General features: G+C 35.2%; 18 protein-coding genes. 17 read left to right on the top strand and 1 reads right to left on the bottom strand.

What is annotated here, in order from left to right; all coding sequences use genetic code 11:
• Positions 1-217: 217 nt before the first annotated feature.
• From dnaE to HUW50_RS02195, 8 genes are all read left to right on the top strand, one after another.
• Entirely contained in the window at positions 218-3,586 is a 3,369-nt protein-coding gene (gene dnaE / locus HUW50_RS02230; RefSeq protein ID WP_185653659.1) for a DNA polymerase III subunit alpha, read from the top strand.
• 304 nt (positions 3,587-3,890) lie between these two features.
• A complete protein-coding gene (locus HUW50_RS02225; protein WP_066326798.1) occupies positions 3,891-5,120 on the top strand; it encodes an NADP-dependent malic enzyme in 1,230 nt (409 codons plus the stop codon).
• Positions 5,121-5,131: 11 nt separating this feature from the next.
• A complete protein-coding gene (locus tag HUW50_RS02220; RefSeq protein WP_066326799.1) occupies positions 5,132-5,764 on the top strand; it encodes a FadR/GntR family transcriptional regulator in 633 nt (210 codons plus the stop codon).
• A 178-nt stretch (positions 5,765-5,942) separates the two neighbouring features.
• Complete coding sequence (accD, locus tag HUW50_RS02215; protein WP_066326802.1) at positions 5,943-6,818, top strand: acetyl-CoA carboxylase, carboxyltransferase subunit beta; 876 nt, start codon at positions 5,943-5,945, stop codon at positions 6,816-6,818.
• Positions 6,812-7,789: an acetyl-CoA carboxylase carboxyl transferase subunit alpha gene (accA, locus tag HUW50_RS02210; protein WP_066326804.1), complete on the top strand. Its 978-nt coding sequence runs from the start codon at positions 6,812-6,814 to the stop codon at positions 7,787-7,789. The genes accD and accA overlap by 7 nt, the downstream gene beginning before the upstream one ends.
• A gap of 375 nt (positions 7,790-8,164) precedes the next feature.
• A complete protein-coding gene (gene pfkA / locus HUW50_RS02205; protein ID WP_066326806.1) occupies positions 8,165-9,124 on the top strand; it encodes a 6-phosphofructokinase in 960 nt (319 codons plus the stop codon).
• A gap of 216 nt (positions 9,125-9,340) precedes the next feature.
• On the top strand, positions 9,341-11,101 hold the full coding sequence (gene pyk, locus HUW50_RS02200) for a pyruvate kinase (protein WP_066326807.1): 1,761 nt from the start codon (positions 9,341-9,343) through the stop codon (positions 11,099-11,101).
• Between the two features lie 239 nt (positions 11,102-11,340).
• Complete coding sequence (locus HUW50_RS02195) at positions 11,341-11,727, top strand: FxsA family protein (protein ID WP_066326810.1); 387 nt, start codon at positions 11,341-11,343, stop codon at positions 11,725-11,727.
• 111 nt (positions 11,728-11,838) lie between these two features.
• Here HUW50_RS02195 and ytvI read toward each other — a convergent pair whose 3' ends face one another.
• Positions 11,839-12,954 (bottom strand): sporulation integral membrane protein YtvI, encoded by a 1,116-nt coding sequence (gene ytvI, locus HUW50_RS02190; protein WP_185653658.1) that lies wholly within the window; start codon positions 12,952-12,954, stop codon positions 11,839-11,841.
• A gap of 126 nt (positions 12,955-13,080) precedes the next feature.
• On the opposite strand from ytvI, the gene HUW50_RS02185 reads away from it, so the two are divergent.
• The 9 genes from HUW50_RS02185 (at position 13,081) to hflC (ending at position 23,550) form a co-directional block, all read left to right on the top strand.
• Positions 13,081-13,545 carry a DUF441 domain-containing protein gene (locus tag HUW50_RS02185; protein WP_066326813.1) on the top strand — a complete coding sequence of 155 codons (465 nt, stop codon included), beginning with the start codon at positions 13,081-13,083 and terminating at the stop codon, positions 13,543-13,545.
• A 635-nt stretch (positions 13,546-14,180) separates the two neighbouring features.
• Positions 14,181-15,299 carry a citrate synthase gene (gene citZ / locus HUW50_RS02180; RefSeq protein ID WP_066326815.1) on the top strand — a complete coding sequence of 373 codons (1,119 nt, stop codon included), beginning with the start codon at positions 14,181-14,183 and terminating at the stop codon, positions 15,297-15,299.
• 221 nt (positions 15,300-15,520) lie between these two features.
• Complete coding sequence (gene icd, locus HUW50_RS02175) at positions 15,521-16,792, top strand: NADP-dependent isocitrate dehydrogenase (RefSeq protein ID WP_066326822.1); 1,272 nt, start codon at positions 15,521-15,523, stop codon at positions 16,790-16,792.
• A 110-nt stretch (positions 16,793-16,902) separates the two neighbouring features.
• Positions 16,903-17,841: a malate dehydrogenase gene (gene mdh / locus HUW50_RS02170; protein ID WP_066326826.1), complete on the top strand. Its 939-nt coding sequence runs from the start codon at positions 16,903-16,905 to the stop codon at positions 17,839-17,841.
• 270 nt (positions 17,842-18,111) lie between these two features.
• Complete coding sequence (locus HUW50_RS02165; RefSeq protein ID WP_066326833.1) at positions 18,112-18,588, top strand: MaoC/PaaZ C-terminal domain-containing protein; 477 nt, start codon at positions 18,112-18,114, stop codon at positions 18,586-18,588.
• Between the two features lie 270 nt (positions 18,589-18,858).
• Complete coding sequence (locus tag HUW50_RS02160; protein WP_066326835.1) at positions 18,859-19,578, top strand: response regulator transcription factor; 720 nt, start codon at positions 18,859-18,861, stop codon at positions 19,576-19,578.
• Positions 19,571-21,346: a two-component system histidine kinase PnpS gene (pnpS, locus tag HUW50_RS02155; protein ID WP_185653657.1), complete on the top strand. Its 1,776-nt coding sequence runs from the start codon at positions 19,571-19,573 to the stop codon at positions 21,344-21,346. The genes HUW50_RS02160 and pnpS overlap by 8 nt, the downstream gene beginning before the upstream one ends.
• 295 nt (positions 21,347-21,641) lie before the next feature.
• Entirely contained in the window at positions 21,642-22,631 is a 990-nt protein-coding gene (hflK, locus tag HUW50_RS02150) for an FtsH protease activity modulator HflK (protein ID WP_185653656.1), read from the top strand.
• Positions 22,621-23,550 carry a protease modulator HflC gene (hflC, locus tag HUW50_RS02145; protein WP_185653655.1) on the top strand — a complete coding sequence of 310 codons (930 nt, stop codon included), beginning with the start codon at positions 22,621-22,623 and terminating at the stop codon, positions 23,548-23,550. The genes hflK and hflC overlap by 11 nt, the downstream gene beginning before the upstream one ends.
• The last annotated feature ends 5 nt before the right edge of the window (positions 23,551-23,555 follow it).

The raw sequence follows: 23,555 nt of genomic DNA, 5'->3' as shown, positions 1-23,555 counted from the left end.
TCATCCTCCTCTATATAATGTATATGGACGACCCTTTTTAAGTATGTTTTGTTTTACATGTAAAATAGAAAATAGATTAGCTTTATACATCTTATGAACAGAGCATGTATCTTTCTATTTGTATCGAAAATAATCTCGGAATATAATGAAGGATATACATTAGTGAATTTAAATAATAGAAATTTACATAAATTAGTTCAAGAAAGGAGGAATTTGTTTGCCTTTCGTACATCTACAAGTAAAAAGTGCATACAGCCTGTTAACGAGTGCTGCAAGGTTGGACAGGCTTGTAAATAAAGCGAAAACACTTAAATTTAAAGCATTGGCATTAACCGATGATCAAGTCATGTATGGTACTGTTGCGTTTTATAAGCTATGCAAACAACATGGTATTAAGCCAATTATCGGTTTAACAATAAACATTCTAGATGAACAAGGAGAGGGAGAGTCTACCTCACTTATTTTATTAGCAGAAAATAATAATGGATATCGAAATTTATTAAAGATTAGTAGTGCACTGCAGACGAAAACTCCTGAAGGATTACCTGAAAGGTGGCTTAAGAGCTATAGTCAGGGTCTAATCGCCATTAGCCCAGGAATGGACGGAATCATTGAGAAAAATTTATTAGAAGGAAATCGTGTAAAAGCAAAAGAGCTAACGAAAAAATATGAAACTATATTTGGTCAAAAATCTTTTTATCTGGGGCTCCAAAATCACTTGTTAGAGCAGGAAAAGCATTTATTAACCGAACTAGTCTCTTTGAGCGAAGAAACGAAGGTACCCGTTGTTGCAACTAATAATGTTGCCTACCTAGAGCAAGACGACTATATGGCTTATAAATGTTTATCAGCAATAAAAAACGGTGATAAGCTTTCAGATGAGCACATTGATTTACACACACCGAATGAATATTATTTAAAATCGCAGGAGGACATGGTCTCACTATTTGATCAATATCCTGATGCGTTAGAAAATACTTTGTTAATAGCGGAGCGGTGTCAAGTTGATCTTGAACTTGGAGTTACACATTTACCAAAATTCCCAACACCAAACAGTGAAAGTGCGAATGAATATTTAGAACAACTTTGTATGGAAGGATTAAAAGACCGTTTTGAGGAACCTAAGAAAAGCTATCTAGATAGACTTACATATGAACTAAGTGTCATAAAGAAGATGAATTTTAGCGATTATTTTTTAATTGTTTGGGATTTTATGAAATATGCACATGAAAATAGCATTCTTACGGGTCCGGGGCGTGGATCGGCAGCAGGATCACTAGTTTCTTATGTGTTAAAAATTACCGATGTTGATCCGATTAAACACCGCCTCCTTTTTGAACGTTTTTTAAATCCAGAACGAATTACAATGCCTGATATTGATATTGATTTTCCAGATACAAGACGAGATGAAGTCATTCATTATGTTGCGAACAAATATGGGAAAATTCATGTAGCGCAAATTATCACGTTTGGAACTTTGGCTGCAAAAGCTGCAATCCGTGATATTGGTAGAGTAATGGGAGCTTCACCGAAGGAAACCGAATTACTTTCTAAACAAATTCCAACACGTCCTGGTATTACTCTTACAAAAGCCATAACAGAATCGCATGTTTTACAAAAAATGATTCGTGAAAATGAGTTATATAAAAAGATAATCGATACAGCATTAAAAATAGAAGGGCTTCCAAGACACGCGTCAACACATGCAGCAGGTGTTGTTCTAAGTGACCAACCTTTAACTAATATTGTCCCGATTCAAAATGGGCAGCATGAAGTATATTTAACTCAGTTTTCAATGGATTATTTAGAGGATCTAGGCTTATTGAAAATGGACTTTTTAGGTCTAAGGAATTTATCATTGATAGAAAATATAACAAAATTAATCCAGCGTGAAGAAGGATATTCTGTTAACTTACCGAAAATATCTTATCAGGACGAAAAAACATTTTCTCTACTTTCAAGTGGGGATACAACAGGTGTATTTCAGTTAGAGTCTGAAGGTATGAGAAGTGTTTTAAAACGACTTAAACCAACAAGCCTTGAAGATATCGTTGCAGTTAATGCATTGTATCGTCCGGGCCCAATGGAAAATATCCCTCTCTATATTGAAAGAAAACATCAGAAAAGCTCTGTGCATTACCTCCACCCTGCGCTTGAGCCCATCTTACATTCGACCTATGGAGTCATTGTTTATCAAGAACAAATCATTGAAATTGCCTCGACTATTGCTGGATTTACTTTAGGTGAAGCTGATTTATTAAGAAGAGCTGTAGGTAAGAAGAAGAAAGATGTACTTGATAAAGAGCGGGAGCATTTCGTGAAGGGTTGTAAGTCTAATGGTTATAATGAACAAGTTGCAAATAATGTTTATGATTTAATTGTGAAATTCGCCGATTATGGCTTTAATCGAAGTCATGCAGTGGCATACAGCATGATTGCTTATCAATTAGCATATCTTAAGGCGAATTACCCACTTTATTTTATGACGGCTCTATTGACAAGTGCGAGTGGAAATGACGATAAGGTTTCACAGTATATACGTGAAGCAAAACAGAAGGGAGTTACAATTTTACCTCCTTCTGTAAATTATAGTGCATACCCATTCTTAGTTGAGAATGGTAATATTCGATATAGCTTAACTGCAATAAAAAATGTTGGGATTGCAGCGATAAAAGAAATATTCCATGCCCGCAAAAAGAAACCATTTACAGACTTATTTGATTTTTGCATAAGGGTATCAATGAAGATTATTAATCGTCGGATAATGGAACAGTTAATTTTTTCAGGAGCTATGGATGATTTTGGAGTGGAGAGAGCAACCTTGCTAGCCAGCTTAGATGTTGCTATTGAGCATGCAGAATTGCTTACACCGACTGATGAGAATCAGATTGATTTTTTTGAGGAAGAAGCCTTTGCACTCAAGCCTAAATACATCGAGGTAGAACCATTCAAAATTGAAGAAAAGTTGAAATTTGAAAAAGAAACACTTGGCTTCTACTTTTCTTCCCATCCAGTCGAACTGTATCGGGAAAAATTTCAATCAGTTAATGCAAGTAATATATCAGATATGGGTTTGAAAATAGATAAAAAAGCCATGATAGGTGCAATGATCGTGAGTATTCGAACAATCCGCACGAAAAAAGGTGACGTAATGGCATTTTTAGTCATTGCTGATGAGACAGGTGATATTGATGCTGTTATGTTTCCACAAATTTATACTAAATTTAGTGAAAAGATATCAATTGGTGACACCTTCCTTTTAGATGGGAAAGTAGAGAGACGTCAAGATAAGGTCCAATTTATTATCCAAAAAGTCGTATCACCAGAAGAACTATCTAGTCTTGATGACAAATCAAAGCTTTTTATAAAAATTGAAAGACAATCTATGGAACCAAAAAGATTATTTGAAGTGAAGAATTACCTTAAAGAGTTCAGTGGGGATACTCCAGTATTTCTCTATTATGAATCTGAAAAAAGAACTGTTCAACTTCCATCAGAATTCTTTATTTCTCCAACTGAAGAATGTATGGATGCATTAATTAAATTACTTGGTAAAGAAAATGTTGTTTTAAGGAACCATCAATAATTATGAAAATTACTTTTTTACAATAATTAATTAGACATAAACAGTCAATTACTTATGAATGGAAGGAATAAACTCATAATTTGTCGTTAAATATGTCTTATCAGACACCCAAAGATAAAAATAACGATAGGACTAATTAAAAGTAACCTGTTTTCCTTCCAACCTACGACAAGTCCTACTTTACAAACAGATGAATTATGTTATCATTTAATAATGATTATTAGTGGTCAGACCACTGGGGGATTGTAAAGAATATTTTTTTATAGGTCTTAAAACTTTACAAGGTACAAAGGGGATGTTAATGATGTCATTAAGAGAAGAAGCTTTACATATTCACCGAGTAAATAAGGGAAAGCTTGAGTCAAAATCTAAAATACCTGTGAGAAATGCACACGATCTTAGTCTCGCTTATTCACCTGGTGTTGCTGAACCTTGTAAAGATATATATGATGATAAAAACAAAGTATACGACTATACAATGAAAGGTAATATGGTTGCAGTTGTTTCCGATGGAACTGCAGTTTTAGGTCTAGGAAATATTGGTCCAGAGGCTGCTCTGCCTGTAATGGAAGGAAAAGCGGTCTTATTTAAAAGCTTTGCAGGAGTAGATGCTTTTCCAATTTGTTTAAATACAACAGATGTTGACCAAATCGTAAATACAGTTAAGCTTCTTGAACCAACCTTTGGTGGTGTAAACCTCGAGGACATTGCAGCTCCGAACTGCTTTGTTATAGAAGAGCGTTTAAAAAAGGAAACGAATATTCCTATTTTTCATGATGACCAACACGGAACAGCAATTGTAACAGTTGCAGGACTTGTTAATGCCTTAAAATTGGTTGGGAAAAGCATGTCAAATATTCGTGTTGTTGCTAATGGCGCTGGTGCAGCTGGCATTGCAATTATTAAGTTGCTTTATACTTACGGTGTTAGAAATATTATTATGTGTGATTCTAAAGGGGCTATTTACGAAAATCGTAAAGCAGGTATGAATGAGGTAAAATCAGAAGTAGCGAAATTTACGAATAGAGATCAATTAGAAGGCTCGCTTGCTGATGTAATAAAAGAAGCAGATGTGTTTATTGGAGTTTCAGTTGAAGGTGCACTAACAAAAGAAATGGTTCAGTCAATGAACCCCGAACCAATCATATTTGCGATGGCAAATCCAGTCCCAGAAATTATGCCAGAAGATGCAAGAGAAGCTGGTGCAAAGGTTATTGGAACAGGTCGTTCAGATTTTCCGAACCAAGTTAATAATGTACTAGCTTTCCCTGGAATCTTCCGAGGCGCATTAGATGTTCGAGCAACTCACATTAATGAAAAGATGAAAATAGCTGCAGTAGAAGCAATTGCATCACTTGTTTCGGAAAGTGAATTAACTTCAGATTATGTTATTCCAGCTCCATTTGATCCACGTGTTGCCCCAGCAGTAGCATCAGCAGTGGCAAAGGCTGCTATGGAAACTGGTGTGGCTAGAATAAAAGTTGACCCAGAAGAAGTTGCAGAAAAAACGAGGCAGCTTGCTATTATTGAGTAGAAGTGAGTGATTTGTCTTTGACAACCGCACAATCAAAAGTTTATATAGAAATTCTTCGTCATATTAGAGCTTATATTGCAGAAAAGCAGCTTTCATATGGTGATAAAATCCCTTCCGAAAGAGAATTTGCAGAAAAGCTTAAGGTTGGTAGATCATCTGTAAGAGAAGCATTGCGTGCCCTTGAGCTTTTAGGGATGATTGAAACGCGAAGAGGAGAAGGCACATTTCTTAAAGATTTTCGAGAGCATAATCTTATTGAACTTTTAGGAACGTTTATATTAGAGGATTCAAAAGCGGTTGTTGATATTATCCAAATGAATTCTCTATTGGAATATAATGCATTGCAATTGGTTTTGCAAAACAATCCTGAAGCAGAACTTAAATTGATAGCAGAAAAACTTTCAAAGAATACAGTAACAAGATATGAATGTATGAGGGAGATTATTCAACTCTCTAATAACCATCTTCTTTTTCGTATATGGATGGTGTTAAATGATTATGTTACCTTTGTTTGTAAGAGTGATCAAGTGAAGGTTTATTCAAATGAAAAATTAGAAATGCTAGTTAATGCCTTATTAAACAAGGAACAAGAAAAGGTTTTTGCTGCTTACGAAGAGGTATCACTTAAGGAATATGTCGAATAGATACTGACAAGCTTCAACAACATGCTTATTCATCATTCTATAAAGTATAGATAACTGATAAATAATAGTATTCTTGATGATAGTTTTACTAGTAAATTAGCTTAGTTCAACCTCAATACTTTCAATATGAAAAAGAAGAATTGTAGAGAAACAGCTTTAGAAAAGGGGAGGTACCGTTTTGTTAAAAGATTTGTTTACGAAACCGAAACCGAAGAAAAAAAAATATGCACAGGTTCCGTCTGAGCAAGCAAAACAAGATGTTCCTGAAGGAATTGTCATTAAATGTCCGAGTTGTAAAAAAATTATGTATACAAAAGAATTAATAAAAAATGAGAAGGTTTGTATGAATTGTGGTTACCATCATCAAATGAACGCTATGGAACGCATTAAGAGCTTATTTGATGAGCATAGTTTTATTGAATATGATAAAGAAATGATTTCAGAAAATCCACTGCAATTTCCAGGCTACGAAGAAAAGCTAGAAAAGGACCGTCAAAAAACACAACAAAATGAAGCTGTTGTTACAGGTGAAGGTACCATAAATGGCTTTAAAACAACATTTGCCATCATGGATGCTAGCTTTAGAATGGGAAGTATGGGGTCAGTTGTTGGTGAAAAAATTACTCGTACAATTGAAAAAGCTAATGAAAAGAACTTACCCTTTATTATTCTAACTGCATCAGGTGGTGCAAGAATGCAAGAGGGTGTATTAAGTTTAATGCAAATGGCTAAAACTAGCTCTGCACTTAAGCTTTATAGTGATAATCAAGGCTTAATTATTTCTGTTATGACACATCCTACAACAGGTGGGGTGTCAGCAAGCTTCGCATCGTTAGGTGATTATAATTTTGCTGAGCCAGGAGCACTTATTGGGTTTGCTGGAAGAAGAATTATCGAGCAAACAATTAGAGAAGAACTTCCTGAAGATTTTCAAACTGCTGAATTTTTATTAAAACATGGTCAGCTTGATGCTGTTATAAATCGTCAAGAGTTAAAGGAAACGCTAAGTAATATTCTTGACATTCATCAATCAGGAGGTGAATTAACATGGTAGGCGAATTAGAGTTTGAAAAGCCTGTAACCGAGCTTAGAAAAAAAATTAGTGAATTAAAAGAATTTACAATAGGTTCAGATGTTGATTTATCATCCGAAATTGAAAAGCTTGAAGCAAGATTAGAAAAGCTAGAAAATGAGATTTATACAAATATAAAGCCTTGGGACAGAGTTCAAATTGCAAGACATCCTAGTAGACCCACAACTTTAGATTATATCGAACACATTTTTACTAATTTCTTTGAATGTCACGGTGACCGTTATTATGGTGATGACGATGCGATTGTAAGTGGAATTGCAAAGTTTAAAGGTCTTCCTGTTACTGTTATTGGGCATCAACGAGGTAAGGATACGAAGGAAAACATTCGTAGAAATTTCGGTATGCCTCATCCTGAAGGCTATCGTAAAGCTTTAAGATTAATGAAGCAAGCGGATAAATTTAATCGTCCAATTATTTGCTTTATTGATACAAAAGGTGCTTACCCTGGAAAAGCTGCAGAAGAGCGTGGTCAAAGCGAAGCAATTGCTAAAAATTTGTTTGAAATGGCTGGGTTGTCAGTACCAGTAATTTGTATAGTGATTGGTGAAGGTGGGAGTGGAGGTGCACTTGCTCTAGGTGTGGGTAACTATATTCACATGCTAGAAAACTCTACTTACTCTGTTATCTCACCAGAAGGTGCTGCAGCATTATTGTGGAAGGATGCTGGATTAGCAAAAAAAGCAGCAGAAACAATGAAAATAACTGCACCAGACCTAAAAGAACTTGGTGTTGTTGATGAAATAATCCCTGAAGTGAAGGGTGGAGCACATAAAGATATCCCTCAACAAGCAGGTTATATTGAAGAAATATTAGCAACCTCTTTAAAAACTCTATCAGCAATGACTGGTGAAGAACTCATTCACCATCGTTACGAAAAGTTTAAAAGAATCGGGCAAGTATCATTTACAAATGAATTACTTGGGGTAAAATAAGAACGTGTGGCCTTCAAGGTCCACGTTTCTTTTGGTGGTAATGAAAAATATGGTTTGTTTAGACTTAATTTGGGTATCTTGCTTTCTATGGACTAGTCACTATGGAAGGTAATGAAGGTTTTATTTTCAATAGAGGCTAATTAGCTTAGAGGCACTCATGCACTGCTGCTTTACTAGCATGCAAGGAAAGACAATAATTTTGCAAAATTATATAATTCTTTAAACACAGAGGTTAATTTATTGTATAATGATAGAGGCTCTTAAAAAAGGTTATTCGACAAAAGTTGCACGTTTGATCTTGTTGTTTTGACTTTTCTTTCATGTTATTTTTAAAGTAAATCAATGTGCTATATTATTATAGTGGGGTGAAGAAATTTGAAAAAAATTGGTGTTCTAACAAGTGGAGGAGACGCTCCAGGTATGAATGCTGCTGTACGAGCAGTTGTACGTAAGGCAATTTTTCATAATGTTGAAATTTATGGTATCTATCATGGATATACGGGTTTAATTGAAGGTCAAATTGAAAAATTAGAATTAGGATCTGTAGGAGATATTATTCACCGTGGTGGTACGAAACTATATTCAGCAAGATGTCCTGAATTTAAGACAATTGAAGGACAGAAAAAAGGGATTGAACAACTAAAAAAGCATGGTATTGAAGGGTTAGTAGTAATTGGTGGAGACGGCTCATATATGGGAGCTAAAAAACTAACTGAACATGGATTTCCATGTGTTGGAGTACCTGGCACGATAGATAATGATATTCCAGGAACTGATTTTACAATTGGATTTGATACTGCACTTAACACAGTAATTGATGCGATTGATAAAATTCGTGATACAGCTACATCACATGAACGTACATATGTAATTGAAGTAATGGGTAGACATGCAGGTGATATCGCTTTATGGTCAGGTTTGGCAGGCGGAGCAGAAACAATATTAATTCCAGAAGAAAATTATGATATGGACGATATTGTTGCACGCTTAAAGCGAGGGAATGAGCGAGGCAAAAAACACAGTATAATTATTGTGGCAGAAGGTGTTGGAAGTGGAGTAGACTTTGCAAAACAAATTGAAGAAGCTACTACTTTTGAAACACGTGTATCTGTGTTAGGTCACGTTCAACGCGGTGGATCACCAACTGCATCTGACCGTGTATTAGCTAGTCGATTAGGTGCTTTTGCTGTAGAATTACTTCTAGAAGGTAAAGGCGGACGCTGTGTAGGTATTCAAAAGAATGAACTCGTTCATCATGACATCATTGAAATACTAGATCAACCACATACAATTGACAATGATATGTACCGCTTATCAAAAGAATTATCAATCTAATATATAAATGTTGGGATCGTTTTCATACAGGATGCCTACGCACTAATTGGGGTGTTTCAACCCTTGATGTGCTGTATTCAAATGCATTACCCTGATATGAAGTTGCGGGGAATTAGCTAAGATTATAAAAAACCATAATAGTTGTGGAATCTAAAGGAAGACAATCTTTAATTTAGATCTGTCCCCTTTTCCACAAAAATGGTAGGAGGAACGTAAATGCGTAAAACTAAGATTGTATGTACAATTGGACCAGCTAGTGAATCGATTGAAAAATTAACAGAGTTAATGGAAGCAGGTATGAATGTTTCCCGTTTGAATTTTTCTCATGGTGACTTCGAAGAACATGGTGCTAGAATTATAAACATCAGAGAAGCTTCAGCAAAGTTAAATAAAAATGTTGCAATTTTATTGGATACTAAAGGTCCTGAAATTCGCACAAACACAATGGAAAATGGAGCAATTGAGCTTGTTGCTGGAAATGAAATTATTATTTCTATGACTGAAGTTGTAGGTACATTAGATAAATTTTCTGTCACATATGATGGCTTAATAGATGATGTACATATCGGCTCAACTATTCTTTTAGATGATGGCCTTATCGAACTTGAAGTAATTGGTTTAGACCATTCAAATGGTGAAATAAAAACAAAAATTAAAAACAGTGGTACATTGAAAAATAAAAAAGGTGTTAACGTACCAGGTGTGAGTGTTAAACTTCCGGGTATTACCGAAAAAGATGCGAAAGACATCGTATTTGGTATTGAGCAAGATGTTGACTTTATTGCAGCATCATTTGTTCGCCGTGCATCAGACGTTCTTGAAATTCGCGAGCTACTTGAAGAACATAATGCTAGCCACATTCAAATCATTCCTAAAATTGAAAATCAAGAAGGCGTAGACAATATCGATGAAATTCTTGAGGTTTCAGATGGTTTAATGGTTGCACGTGGTGATTTAGGTGTTGAAATTCCTGCTGAAGAAGTACCTTTAGTTCAAAAGGAATTAATCAGAAAATGTAATGCATTAGGAAAACCTGTTATTACAGCAACACAAATGCTCGATAGTATGCAACGTAATCCTAGACCAACACGTGCAGAAGCAAGTGACGTAGCCAATGCCATTTTTGATGGTACAGATGCAATCATGCTTTCAGGTGAAACTGCTGCGGGATCATATCCAGTGGAAGCGGTTAAAACAATGCATAACATTGCTTCAAGAGCTGAAGAAGCACTTGATTATAAATCAATTCTTTCAAAGCGTAGTGCACAAGTAGGTACTACAATTACTGATGCAATTGGTCAATCAACATCATATACGGCATTGAATTTAGGTGTATCAGCAATTGTTACACCAACAGAGAGTGGACATACTGCAAGAATGATATCAAAATATCGTCCAAAAGCTCCGATTGTAGCTGTAACGGTTTCTGATTCAATTTCTCGTAAATTAGCTCTAGTATGGGGTGTTTATCCAAGAAGTGGAAACCACTCAACGTCGACAGATGAAATGCTAGATAACTCTGTTGAAGAAGCAATAAACAGTGGTTTTGTTTCACATGGTGACTTAATTGTCATTACTGCAGGAGTACCTGTTGGTGAAGCAGGAACAACAAACTTAATGAAAGTACATGTAATTGGTGATGTACTTGCAAAAGGACAAGGGATTGGACGTAAATCTGCCTTCGGTAAGGTTGTTGTAGCAAGCACAGCTAGAGACGCTAAAGAAAAGATGACAAAAGGCGCTATTCTAGTTGCTCAAAGCACAGATCGCGATATGATGGGGGCACTTGAATTAGCTTCGGCTCTTATAACTGAAGAGGGTGGATTAACTAGTCATGCTGCAGTCGTTGGATTAAGCCTTGGAATCCCTGTTATTGTCGGAGTAGAAGGTGTAACAACTCTATTAAAGGATGGTCAAGATATTACTGTGGATTCTGTTCGTGGCGTCATTTATGAAGGCCACGCGAGTGTACTGTAATAAATAGGCTAGGGTTAATTATTCTTGTTTAAAATTAATTTTTCTTGTCTCAGACTTTATCAATTTGAAGTTTGAGGTGAGATGTGAGGGAATCGGGGACCACCGATTCCTTTTTGTTTATCCACTAAAAAGGGGGAAGAAGGGAATTCCTTCTCTTTTTTTAATCAATCGAATAAAATAGAAGAAAGTACACAGTGAGAACAAAGCTTTTCATGCCTATATTTTAAAGAGGTGAGATAATGAGGTTATTAGTATTTTTGATTATTGTCATACCAGCATTAGAAATTGGGTTTCTACTTCTTTCTGGAAAAACGATAGGTGTACTTCCAACTATTTTACTGATTGTTTTAACTGGTGTGGTTGGGGCGTGGCTTGCAAAAAAACAAGGAACCGAAGCATTAAGAAAAGCACAGCAACAAATGCAATACGGACAAATTCCTAATGAGGCTATATTAGATGGATTATGTATTTTAGTTGGTGGCCTATTGCTACTTACACCGGGTTTTATAACGGATGTAACGGGATTTTTATTGTTATTTCCGATAAGTAGGAATAAAATTAAACCGATTCTTTTATCCATTATTCGAAAAATGATAGACAAGAATCAATTTACAATTATTCGTTAATTTTTCTTGGAAAGACGAAGGAGCTAGATGTTAAAGTGGTATCCACAGTTCAATAATTTTTTATTTTCAAAAAAGTACAAAGGCTGATTCTTCGAAATGGAGTCAGCCGATTTACTTTTCTTTCCCAACAATAAACTTCCACAAACCCATATATACACCTGCGCTGTGTAAGGTTTTTAAAATTACCAGAACAACGGGCCCTGCAATAAGTCCTAAAAATCCAATTAACTTATAGCCGATAAAAAGAGACACTAGGGTGGCGAGAGGATCTAATCCAATACTTGAAGAAAGTACTTTAGGCTCCATTATTTGTCTTTGCAATAATACGATGAGATACAGAACGCCAATCCCAATTGCGAGTGGGAGACTGCCGCTAAACGCTAAGTAAACAATCCAAGGAACAAATACTAACCCTGTACCTAGATATGGTAGGATATCAACTAATCCAATTAGCAAAGCAATTGTTATCGCATAATCAACACGTAGAATCAGAAGGCCGATTAATACAATCGTCGTTGTAATGGATATAAGTGTCGCTTGCGCCCGAATAAACCCAATAAGCGCTTTTTTTAGTTCTTCAAAAATTGTTTTCCCACTTTTCCTTGCTTTAGGAGGAAGGATTTTTTTAAGTGTGGTCTTAAATTTATACCAATCTTTACTGATGAAGAATGTAGATAATAAGGAAAAGATAATAACAGTAGCTGCATTTGGGAGCCAACTAATCATCATTGGTATATTTTCTAAAAAGCTTTTTATGAAATTTCCCACGCTTGAAGATACCTGCTCACCTATGTTTTGGATATTTATAATAATGGATTGTTGTTGATTTGATTCAAGATTATTAAAAAGATAGGTTAATTGGTTGTATAAAGGCATGATCTTCTCGACAAAAAATGTTTCAATATACATAGCTAGCAATGTTAAATGCCCTGGTAAAACCTTAGCTAAGTATGTTGTACCTGTGACTATTTCGGCAACTAATAGGATAAGTATCCCGGCAATGATACAGATTAATAATAAAATTGCGATGATCACGGATAAACCTCTAGGGACTCTGCCTTTTTTCTCCATAAAATTAACAAATGGGTTAATTAGCAGTGAGATGAAAATGGCAATAATAAAAGGATATGTCAAAGTAGATAAATAATAAGTGAAAAAGATACCGAGGATTGATAAGCTAACAATTATTAAAAGTCTTAACATGCTATAAACATAATACAAATTCAACTTGTCTCCTCCCGTAATAGTATCGCGTCTTATAGATGTTTATTACACCACAGGCTTGTTTATACTATCTGAATTTATATTATAAGGATGTAGGATCTAGAAATGGTCAGTTTGGAGGTTAACAACATGTTCAGTCAACCAATGTTATTTTTACTTATATTGCTAGGTATCGGAGTGTTAGCAAAAAATCAATCATTAATTATCGCTGTTTCATGCTTAATTATCATTAAGGTAATTGGTTTGGATTCAAAAATACTTCCAACAGTCGGATCAAAAGGGATAAATTGGGGAGTTACGATAATTACAATAGCTGTACTTGTTCCAATTGCCACAGGGGATATCGGGTTTAAACAGCTTTTAGAAGCAGTAAAATCTGCTTATGCATGGATTGCTTTAGGAGCGGGCATTGCTGTGGCCTTAATCGCTAAAAATGGTTTAACTCTATTAGCTGAAGATCCTCATATTACTACTGCACTTGTTTTTGGAACGATTTTAGCTGTGGCATTATTTAATGGAGTTGCTGTTGGTCCACTAATAGGTGCAGGTATTGCTTATATCGCAATGCAGATTGTTAAGCTTTTTAGTTCATAATCTGTAAACAAGTATATTAATTATTGTTAAACCAAAACTATTATATCTTCAAACTATTTTATAGACATAATAACTAGTAAAAGTGAGCTAAATTCCCTTTTCTTTATCTAGATATCAGGTAATATTTACAAGTGGAAATATACACTAATATAACAATTTTATTGTATAGTTCTATATGTGTGGTAGAATGAAGTGGAATAATTCCTAAAAAAACATTTTTCTAACAAATTTTTGTCCTTATTGAATTGTTTTCATTCACAAAAGTCTGATAATTGTTTATAATAGGAATAGGTACTTTTATAATGCCTACAATAGGAAGTCAGTAATGAAAGAAAGATCATTTTGACTTTTCTCTAAACATGAAAAATGTAAGCATTTTCTTTTTTTGTGCTTCAATGTGAGCAAGCGCTCAATCGTCTAAAAGTTTAAAAGAAAGAGCATTTTGTATTTTAACATAGATAGAAGAATCTACATTTTTTTGCTCATACTATAAAGAAATATCTCTTTCCTCAGATATTTTTCTTACATATTTCAAACGATGAGAAAAATGGTGATGCTTTTTTAGACTTTTTTGAGGTTTAAACTTTTAAACTTTTAAGATGAATGGGGAATAAAAGGTAAAGGAGAGGTTTTTTATGACAGCAACACGCGGTCTTGAAGGAATCGTAGCGACTACTTCATCTGTAAGTTCGATTATTGATGATACATTAACATATGCGGGCTTTAACATCGATGATTTAGCAGAAAACGCTAGCTTTGAAGAAGTGGTATATTTACTATGGCACCGAAAGTTACCAAATGCAGAACAACTCAATGAAATTAAGAAACAACTTGCGGAAAATGCAAAAATTCCACAGCAAGTAATTGACCACTTCAAAACATATCCTATCAATAGTGTGCACCCAATGGCAGCTCTTCGTACAGCTGTATCATTACTTGGCTTATTTGACGCAGAAGCTGATGTGATGGATACTGAAGCTAACTATAGAAAAGCAATCCGTCTACAAGCACAGCTTCCAATCGTCGTAACTTCTTTTGCGCGAATTCGTAAAGGTTTAGAGCCAGTAGAACCAAGAACAGACTTATCAATGGCTGCAAACTTCCTATATACATTATCTGGTGAAGAGCCAAATGAAGTAGCAGTTGAGGCAATTAATAAAGCGTTAGTTTTACATGCCGATCATGAATTAAATGCGTCAACTTTTACTGCACGTGTTTGCGTTGCAACATTATCTGACGTTTATTCTGGTGTAACAGCAGCAATTGGAGCTTTAAAAGGTCCATTACATGGTGGAGCAAATGAAGCTGTTATGAAGATGCTTTCTGAAATTGGTGAAGTAGATAATGCGGAAAGCTATATCAATGAAAAATTAGCAAACAAAGAAAAGATTATGGGCTTTGGTCACCGTGTATATCGACAAGGTGATCCAAGAGCTAAACACTTAAAGAAGATGTCTGAAAAGCTTTCGAAATTAACTGGTGAACCAAAATGGTATGAAATGTCTCTAAAAGTTGAAGAGTTAGTGAGATCACAAAAGCCATTACCACCAAATGTTGATTTCTATTCTGCGTCAATGTACCACAGTTTAGGAATCGACCATGACCTGTTTACACCGATTTTTGCGGTTAGTCGTGTATCAGGATGGTTAGCTCATATTCTAGAGCAATATGAAAATAATCGTTTAATTCGTCCACGTGCTGATTATATTGGTCCTGATAAGCAAGCTTATATCCCATTAGAACAACGTGGTTAATTATTTATAATTTGGAAATGGTATAAATAGAACTCTATTCTTATCATGTGATCCTCCCTGTTAAATCGGGAGGATTGCTGTGCGAATTTTTTATATTCATAAAAATCTTAAAAATTTTATGTAATTCTCTGCAAAAAAGTTAGAAAACTACTATACTAAATAGTGAGCATATCTATCCTTTGGATAAATATAGATAATACATAATCTGGGAGGTTATTTTTTTGACACAAGGTGAAAAAATTTCAGTAACAAATGGAGTATTAAACGTACCAAGCAATCCAGTTATCCCATTTATTGAAGGAGACGGAATTGGTCCAGATATTTGGGCTGCAGCTTCACGTGTATTAGAAGCAGCTGTCGAAAAAGCATACAATGGTGAAAAAGGTATCGTTTGGAAAGAAGTATTAGCTGGTGAGAAAGCATTTAACCAAACTGGCGAATGGTTACCAAATGAAACATTAGATGTTATCCGTGAGTACTTAATTGCAATTAAAGGACCTTTGACAACACCAATCGGTGGAGGTATTCGTTCCCTTAACGTTGCGCTTCGTCAAGAGTTAGATTTATTTACTTGCTTACGTCCTGTACGTTATTTCCAAGGTGTACCTTCACCAGTTAAGCGTCCAGAAGACACAGACATGGTTATCTTCCGTGAAAATACTGAAGATATTTACGCTGGTATTGAATATGCAAAAGGTTCTGAAGAAGTAGAAAAGCTAATCAACTTCTTGAAAAATGAATTAGGTGTTAATAAAATCCGTTTCCCAGAAACATCAGGTATCGGTATCAAACCAGTTTCTGAAGAAGGTACAAGCCGTCTTGTAAGAGCTGCAATCAATTATGCAATTGAGCATGGTCGTAAATCTGTAACACTTGTTCATAAAGGTAACATTATGAAATTCACTGAAGGTGCCTTCAAAAACTGGGGTTATGAGCTTGCTGAAAAAGAATTCGGTGATAAAGTATTTACTTGGGCAGAGTACGATCGCCTAGTAGAAACAGAAGGAAAAGATGCTGCAAACAAAGCACAAGCTGATGCAGAAGCTGCTGGAAAAATTATTGTAAAAGATTCAATTGCTGATATCTTCTTACAACAAATTTTAACACGTCCTCGTGAATTTGACGTTGTTGCAACGATGAACTTAAATGGTGATTACATTTCTGACGCGTTAGCTGCACAAGTTGGAGGAATTGGAATTGCACCTGGAGCAAACATCAATTATGAGACAGGACATGCAATTTTTGAAGCAACTCATGGTACAGCTCCTAAATATGCTGGTCTTGACAAAGTAAATCCTTCTTCAGTGCTTCTTTCAGGTGTACTTATGCTTGAACATTTAGGATGGACTGAAGCGGCTAATTTGATTACGAATTCAGTTGAAAAAACAATTGCTTCTAAAGTTGTAACATACGACTTTGCTCGTTTAATGGATGGAGCTACAGAAGTGAAATGTTCTGAATTTGCTGATGAGCTTATTAAAAACCTGGGTTAATTACTAGTCATAAACTGAATTTTACTGACCTTACATGCTATTAAATTTAACTAGTTGGTAGAAGGAACTTCTCCTTCTACCAATCCTATACATATTAAGGGGATGTTAATATGGCAATTAAGCGTAAAAAGGTTTCTGTCATTGGTAGTGGATTTACTGGTGCTACTACAGCTTTTCTATTAGGTCAAAAGGAACTTTCAGATGTCGTATTAGTAGATATTCCGCAAATGGAAAACCCTACTAAAGGAAAAGCTTTAGATATGCTAGAAGCAAGTCCTGTTCAAGGATTTGATGCAAATATTATTGGTACATCAAACTACGAGGATACAGCAAATTCAGATATCGTTGTTATTACTGCAGGTATAGCTAGAAAGCCCGGGATGAGCCGTGATGATCTTGTTTCTACAAATGCTGGAATTATGAAAAGTGTTACAAGGGAAGTTGTTAAGTATTCTCCTGAGTGCACAATTATTGTGTTAACAAACCCTGTTGATGCAATGTCATATACAGTATTTAAAGAATCTGGTTTCCCAAAACATCGTGTAATTGGACAATCAGGTGTACTAGATACAGCTCGTTTCCGTACATTTGTTGCTCAAGAACTTAATCTTTCAGTTAAGGATATAACAGGATTTGTATTAGGTGGACATGGCGATGACATGGTACCTCTAGTACGTTATTCGTATGCTGGAGGTATCCCATTAGAGACGTTAATCCCTAAGGATCGTTTAGATGCAATTGTTGAAAGAACGCGTAAAGGCGGCGGAGAAATCGTTAACCTATTAGGAAACGGAAGTGCATACTATGCACCAGCTGCATCTTTAGTAGAGATGGTTGAGGCAATCTTAAAGGACCAACGTCGTGTGCTTCCAACAATTGTATACTTAGAAGGTGAATATGGATTCAACGGTATTTACCTAGGTGTTCCAACTGTTCTCGGTGGCAATGGTTTAGAGCAAATCATCGAACTAGAACTAACTGAGGAAGAAAAAGCAGCATTACAAAAGTCTGCAGACTCTGTTAGAAATGTAATGAAGGTCTTATCATAAGAGTAACAATTTTATAATAAATAACGATATAAACAAAAAGAAAGTTGGGGATATCCTCAATTTTCTTTTTTATACTATCAAAATTATAACTTTTCTTACTCAGTTTTGGTGTCTAGCTCCAGCGCCTAGCCCCTCTTAGGCCAACAGCCACTCAGGAATTGAAGACAAAGAACGTCTTCTATTCCTGAGCGTCTTATGCCTGTCGGGTCTATTCAAGGCGCCCTGAGCTTTTCTTATATTCTTCTTCAAATAAATGAAGGTGGTGCAAAGATGCTCCTTGGTAAAAAGAGAAAGCTAGGTAGGCTTATTAATGAGATTACAGTTGGAGAAAAATTATCATTAACTGAAAAAATTGAAGATAAAGATCTATTGCTTTATCTTGGATTAACAAATGACGCCAATCCGCTCTATATACAGCATGATTATGCATCACAAACTCCATATGAAAAACCGCTCGTTCCTAGTTTAATGCTAACAGGGATTATTACTTCTGCAGTTTCTAAATATTTACCAGGTCCAGGTAGTCACATTGTTAAGCAAGATATAACCTTCCTTAAGCCACTTTATCATTATAGTATCGTACAATTCCTATTTGAAGTTAGTGAGATATTTGTTTCAGAAAATAAAATTGTCGTGGAAGTCCATGCAGTTAATGCCGAAGAAGAGGTTGTCTTAGAAGGAAGGATTACTGTTTGTCCACCTAGTAAACTGACACCTATTGAAGGGAAAGCTTTAGATAATTTTTAATCATCACCATTTTAACGATAGTTAAAAAAACTGACTCAATTTGAGTCAGTTTTTTTTGATTATCAGAATTTATATTCTAATGAGGTATAATAGAAGGGAGTCTAAGGGTAATAAATACATTTTCAGGAGCAGTTTGAACATTTAATAAAGCAATAGTTGCCCTTTTTCACTACTATTCGCTAGAATAGAAACAATAGAGAAAATTCATTTATAATGAATAAAATAAAAAATTGGTTCAATTGAAGGGAAATACAATCCTTGGAGGCTTATATGAGTAAGAAGATATTAGTAGTAGATGACGAGCAATCGATTTCAACATTGTTAAAGTATAATCTAGAACAAGCAGGTTATAGTGTGATAACGGCAATGGATGGGGAAGAGGGATTGCACAGTTGTTTAAATGAAGAGCCAGATTTACTTGTTCTTGACCTGATGCTACCTAAAATGGATGGTATCGAAGTGTGTAAGCAGCTTCGTCAAAGAAAGATCATGGTACCTATTTTGATGTTAACTGCAAAAGATGATGAATTTGATAAAGTACTAGGACTTGAACTAGGGGCTGACGATTATATGACAAAGCCATTTAGTCCAAGAGAGGTAGTAGCAAGGGTAAAGGCAATTCTCAGAAGAACACAATCACATACAGAAGTTGAAATTAAGGAATCTGATGAATCAGAGCAGGTAATGATCGGTGATTTGAAAGTATTACCTGAACATTATGAAGCGTATTATGGAAAGGAACGTTTAGACTTAACACCTAAGGAATTTGAGTTGCTTGTTTATTTAGCTAAACATAAAGGGCGTGTCCTTACACGTGATCAGCTACTTAGTGCAGTTTGGAATTATGATTTTGCAGGTGATACAAGAATAGTAGATGTTCATATAAGTCATTTGCGTGAAAAAATTGAAAGAAACACAAAAAAACCTTTATATATTAAAACAATTAGGGGATTAGGATATAAGCTCGAGGAGCCAAAAGTGAATGAATAGGTTTCGTTCACGATTACTTTTTGCGTTAATTACTTTAGTAATAACAGTCCTTGTTGGATTAGGGTTATTACTTGGACAAATTTTTAATAGTTATTATATCAATTCTTATAAGGATATTATGCAAAGAGAAACAAAATTAATGAAAACATTATTATTTGAGAGAGGGTTAACTGCTGAGGAGTCGTCAGATCTTGTTTTTGAACTAAGTAGCTCCTTTAAAACACATATTACTGTTTTAAATGCAGAAGATCAGATTATTTATGATGAAGGTGAAATATCAAAAAAGCATAATCATGACCATATGGTAGAAGACGTACTTCCAATTATGAAAAATAAGTCAGATGGTTACTTTTTTATTGATCAAAAGGAACAATTAGCATATTACGGGCTCCCTATTAGTGAAGGTGATTCATATAAAGGTATTGTTCTTGTCAACTCATCAATTGAACAAGTAAAAAAGGTAAACCAACAAACTTGGATGGTACTAATTGTTAGTTTAAGTTTGGCTTTTATTATTATGGTTTTTATAGGAATTAGGATAACATCTCGATATACACGTCCTATTGAATCAGCCACCAAAGTAGCGATGGAGCTTGCGAAAGGAAATTATAAGGCTCGAACATATGAAGAGCATATAGATGAAAGTGGAATGCTTAGTCAATCTATTAATATACTAGCGAGAAATCTCCAAGATATGACTAGAGCACAGGAAATGCAGCAGGACCGCCTCCAAACATTAATTGAAAATATGGGAAGTGGTTTAATCCTTATTGATGGACGGGGCTATATTAATTTAGTGAATCGAGCTTATAAGGAGCTTTTTGAGGTAGACTCTGCTGAATTTCTATACCAGTTATATTATGATGCTTTTACACATAAAGAGATTATTGAACTTGTTGAAGAAATTTTTATGACAGAGGTAAAGGTAAGGAAGCAGCTGCACTTACCGCTGAAAATAGAACGAAGACATTTTGAGGTTTATGGTGCACCGATTATCGGCACAAATGATGAATGGAAGGGTATTGTCCTTGTATTTCATGATATTACTGAACTAAAAAAGCTAGAGCAAATGAGAAAAGATTTTGTAGCAAATGTATCCCATGAATTAAAAACACCGATAACTTCAATAAAAGGGTTTAGTGAAACTCTTTTAGATGGAGCCCTAAATGACAAACAGACAGCAGAGTATTTTTTATCGATCATTCTTAAGGAAAGTGATCGTCTTCAGTCATTAATTCAAGATCTGCTTGATCTATCTAAAATTGAACAGCAAGGATTTCAATTGTCTATACAGCCGTGTGATGTAAAAGAGCTTTTAGAGGATATTGGTGTCATCCTTCAAGGTAAATCAATAGAAAAAGAAGTAGAGTTATCACTAGCTATCCCAGACGGGTTGTTATTAATAGAAGGTGACTTATATCGCTTAAAGCAGATTTTCATAAATTTAATTAACAATGCATTAACCTATACTCCTAAGGGTGGATCTGTTCAAGTAACCGTAGAAAAGCATGAACAGTATCTACTTATCGTTGTGTCTGATACTGGAATTGGTATTAAGACTGAAGAAATTCCAAGGATTTTTGAACGGTTTTATCGAGTTGATCGAGCAAGAAGTAGAAATTCTGGGGGAACTGGACTTGGATTGGCAATTGTAAAACATTTAGTTGAAGCGCACAAGGGGCAAATAAGTGTTTCGAGTAAACTAGGAGAAGGGACATCTTTTACTGTAAAGTTAAATAAAAAGTATCAAGATGGCCATATTACATAAAAAAGATAAAGAAATTTTAGTAATTTCGACATACTTTACAATTAATTTACATCTAATTTATTCTATCTTAATAAAAAGTTGATATGATACTAAGTGAAAACCCCTTCATCCAAGGAGCCAATCTTTTGGACGAGAGCATAACGCTCTCGTCCCTTTTTTTGTTTTCCTGAATACGGTTGCGAATAAAAGAGAAATAACTATGAAACCTTTTCGTAACAAAACCGTATTAAAGGTAGATCAAAAATTTTACATTTACAAATGATCTTGTTGAGTTCAAAAGGAGGTAGGGGATTAGATGTTAAGCATGAAAAGAGTTTTTACCATTATCGGTTTTTCCTTTTTAATTTCAATTTTGGCGATTGTTGCTTTTACATCTTGGTACACTGTTGATGAGTCAGAACAAGCTGTCATGATTACTCTTGGAGAGGTTGAGGAAGGTGTTAGTGAACCAGGACTACATTTTAAATACCCGTGGCCAATTCAATCCGTAGAGGTTCTTTCCAAGGAAACATTTAGCTTACAGTTTGGATACGAGGAATCAGAAGATGGAGATGTTAAGGATTTTCCTAAAGAAACAAAAATGATTACAGGTGATGAGAATATTGTTTTAGCGGATATGGTAGTCCAGTGGAAGATTATAGATCCTGGTAAATACTTATTTAATGCAGAAAATCCAACGGAAATGTTAGAAGATGCAACTTCCGCAAGTTTAAGAAGTATTATAGGAAGTTCGACAATTGATGATGCATTAACTTCAGGTAAAGTTGAAATTGAAAAGCAAGTACAAGAATTATTATCAACTCTAATTGGAGAATATGATATTGGAATCTCTATTTTAGCGGTTAAATTACAGGATGTGGATCTTCCAAATGAAGAGGTTAGAAAAGCATTCACAAATGTTACAGATGCCCGTGAAACGATGAACACAAGAAAAAATGAAGCAAATAAATACAGAAACAAACGTACGGAGGAAGCACAAGGGGAGAAGGATGCGATTATGTCTGCTGCCCAAGGAGACAAAGCTGCGCGTATGGAAGTAGCACGTGGCGATGTAGCCCAGTTTAATGCCATTTATAATGAGTATAAAAATGCAAAAGACATTACACAAAAGCGTTTAGTATTAGAAACGATCGATCAAGTGCTACCAAATGCAGAGATTTATATTATGGAGGATAACGGTAATACAATGAAGTATTTACCGATTAAGGATGCTACAACCAAGCCTGTAGCACCAGTAGAACAAGAAGGCAATGAAGGGGAAGGGAGTGAAACAAATGGACAATGATAATGTAGTGAATATGGAGGAGAAAAAGCCTGCATTTTCATTCAAAGGCTACCTTCGTGGAGGTATCATTTTACTTATTACGATCCTATTACTAGTACTTGTCTTAACAAACTTGTTTATTGTAAAAGAAAACGAATACAAAGTTGTCCGCCAATTTGGCGAAGTCGTTAGAATAATTGAAGAACCTGGACTAAATTATAAAATCCCTTTTATTCAATCTGTAACAACTCTGCCAAATTATCAAATGACATACAATGTTCAAGAGGCAGAAATTAATACAAAAGATAAAAAAAGGCTAATTATTGATAACTACACAGTTTGGAGAATTGAAGATCCAAAAAAAATGATCACAAATGCACGAACCATGGTAAGTGCTGAGACAAGAATGGCGGAGTTTGTTTTTTCAACTGTGCGCTCTGAACTCGGTCAATTAAATTATGATGAAATTATCAATGATGAGAAATCCTCTCGAGGAAGCTTAAACGACAAGGTTACAAATATCGTAAATGATTTATTAGAAAAAGACGATTACGGTATCGTCGTAACTGATGTCCGCATGAAACGGACAGATTTACCAGCAGAAAATGAACAATCTGTTTTTACGCGAATGATTTCTGAACGGGAATCAACTGCACAAGGTTATTTATCTAAAGGTGATGCCGAAAAAAATAGAATTATTGCTGAGACAGATAGAGAAGTAAAAGAGATGCTAGCAAAGGCTAAAGGAGATGCAGAGGTTATTCGAAGTGAAGGTGAGAAGGAAGCAGCTAAAATGTATAATACAGCTTATTCAAAGGATCCTGAATTTTATGAACTGTATCGAACATTACAATCATATAAGCAAACGATTGATGAAGAAACGGTTATAATTATTCCATTTGATTCTCCATATGCAAGTCTACTTAAAGGGGAACGCTAGGAGTT

Origin of the sequence: Metabacillus sp. KUDC1714 (genome assembly GCF_014217835.1) — a bacterium.
Classification (GTDB): Bacteria; Bacillota; Bacilli; order Bacillales; family Bacillaceae; genus Metabacillus; species Metabacillus rhizosphaerae.
Note: the sequence above shows the minus strand (reverse complement) of the source record. Positions and strands in the feature narration are given on the sequence as shown.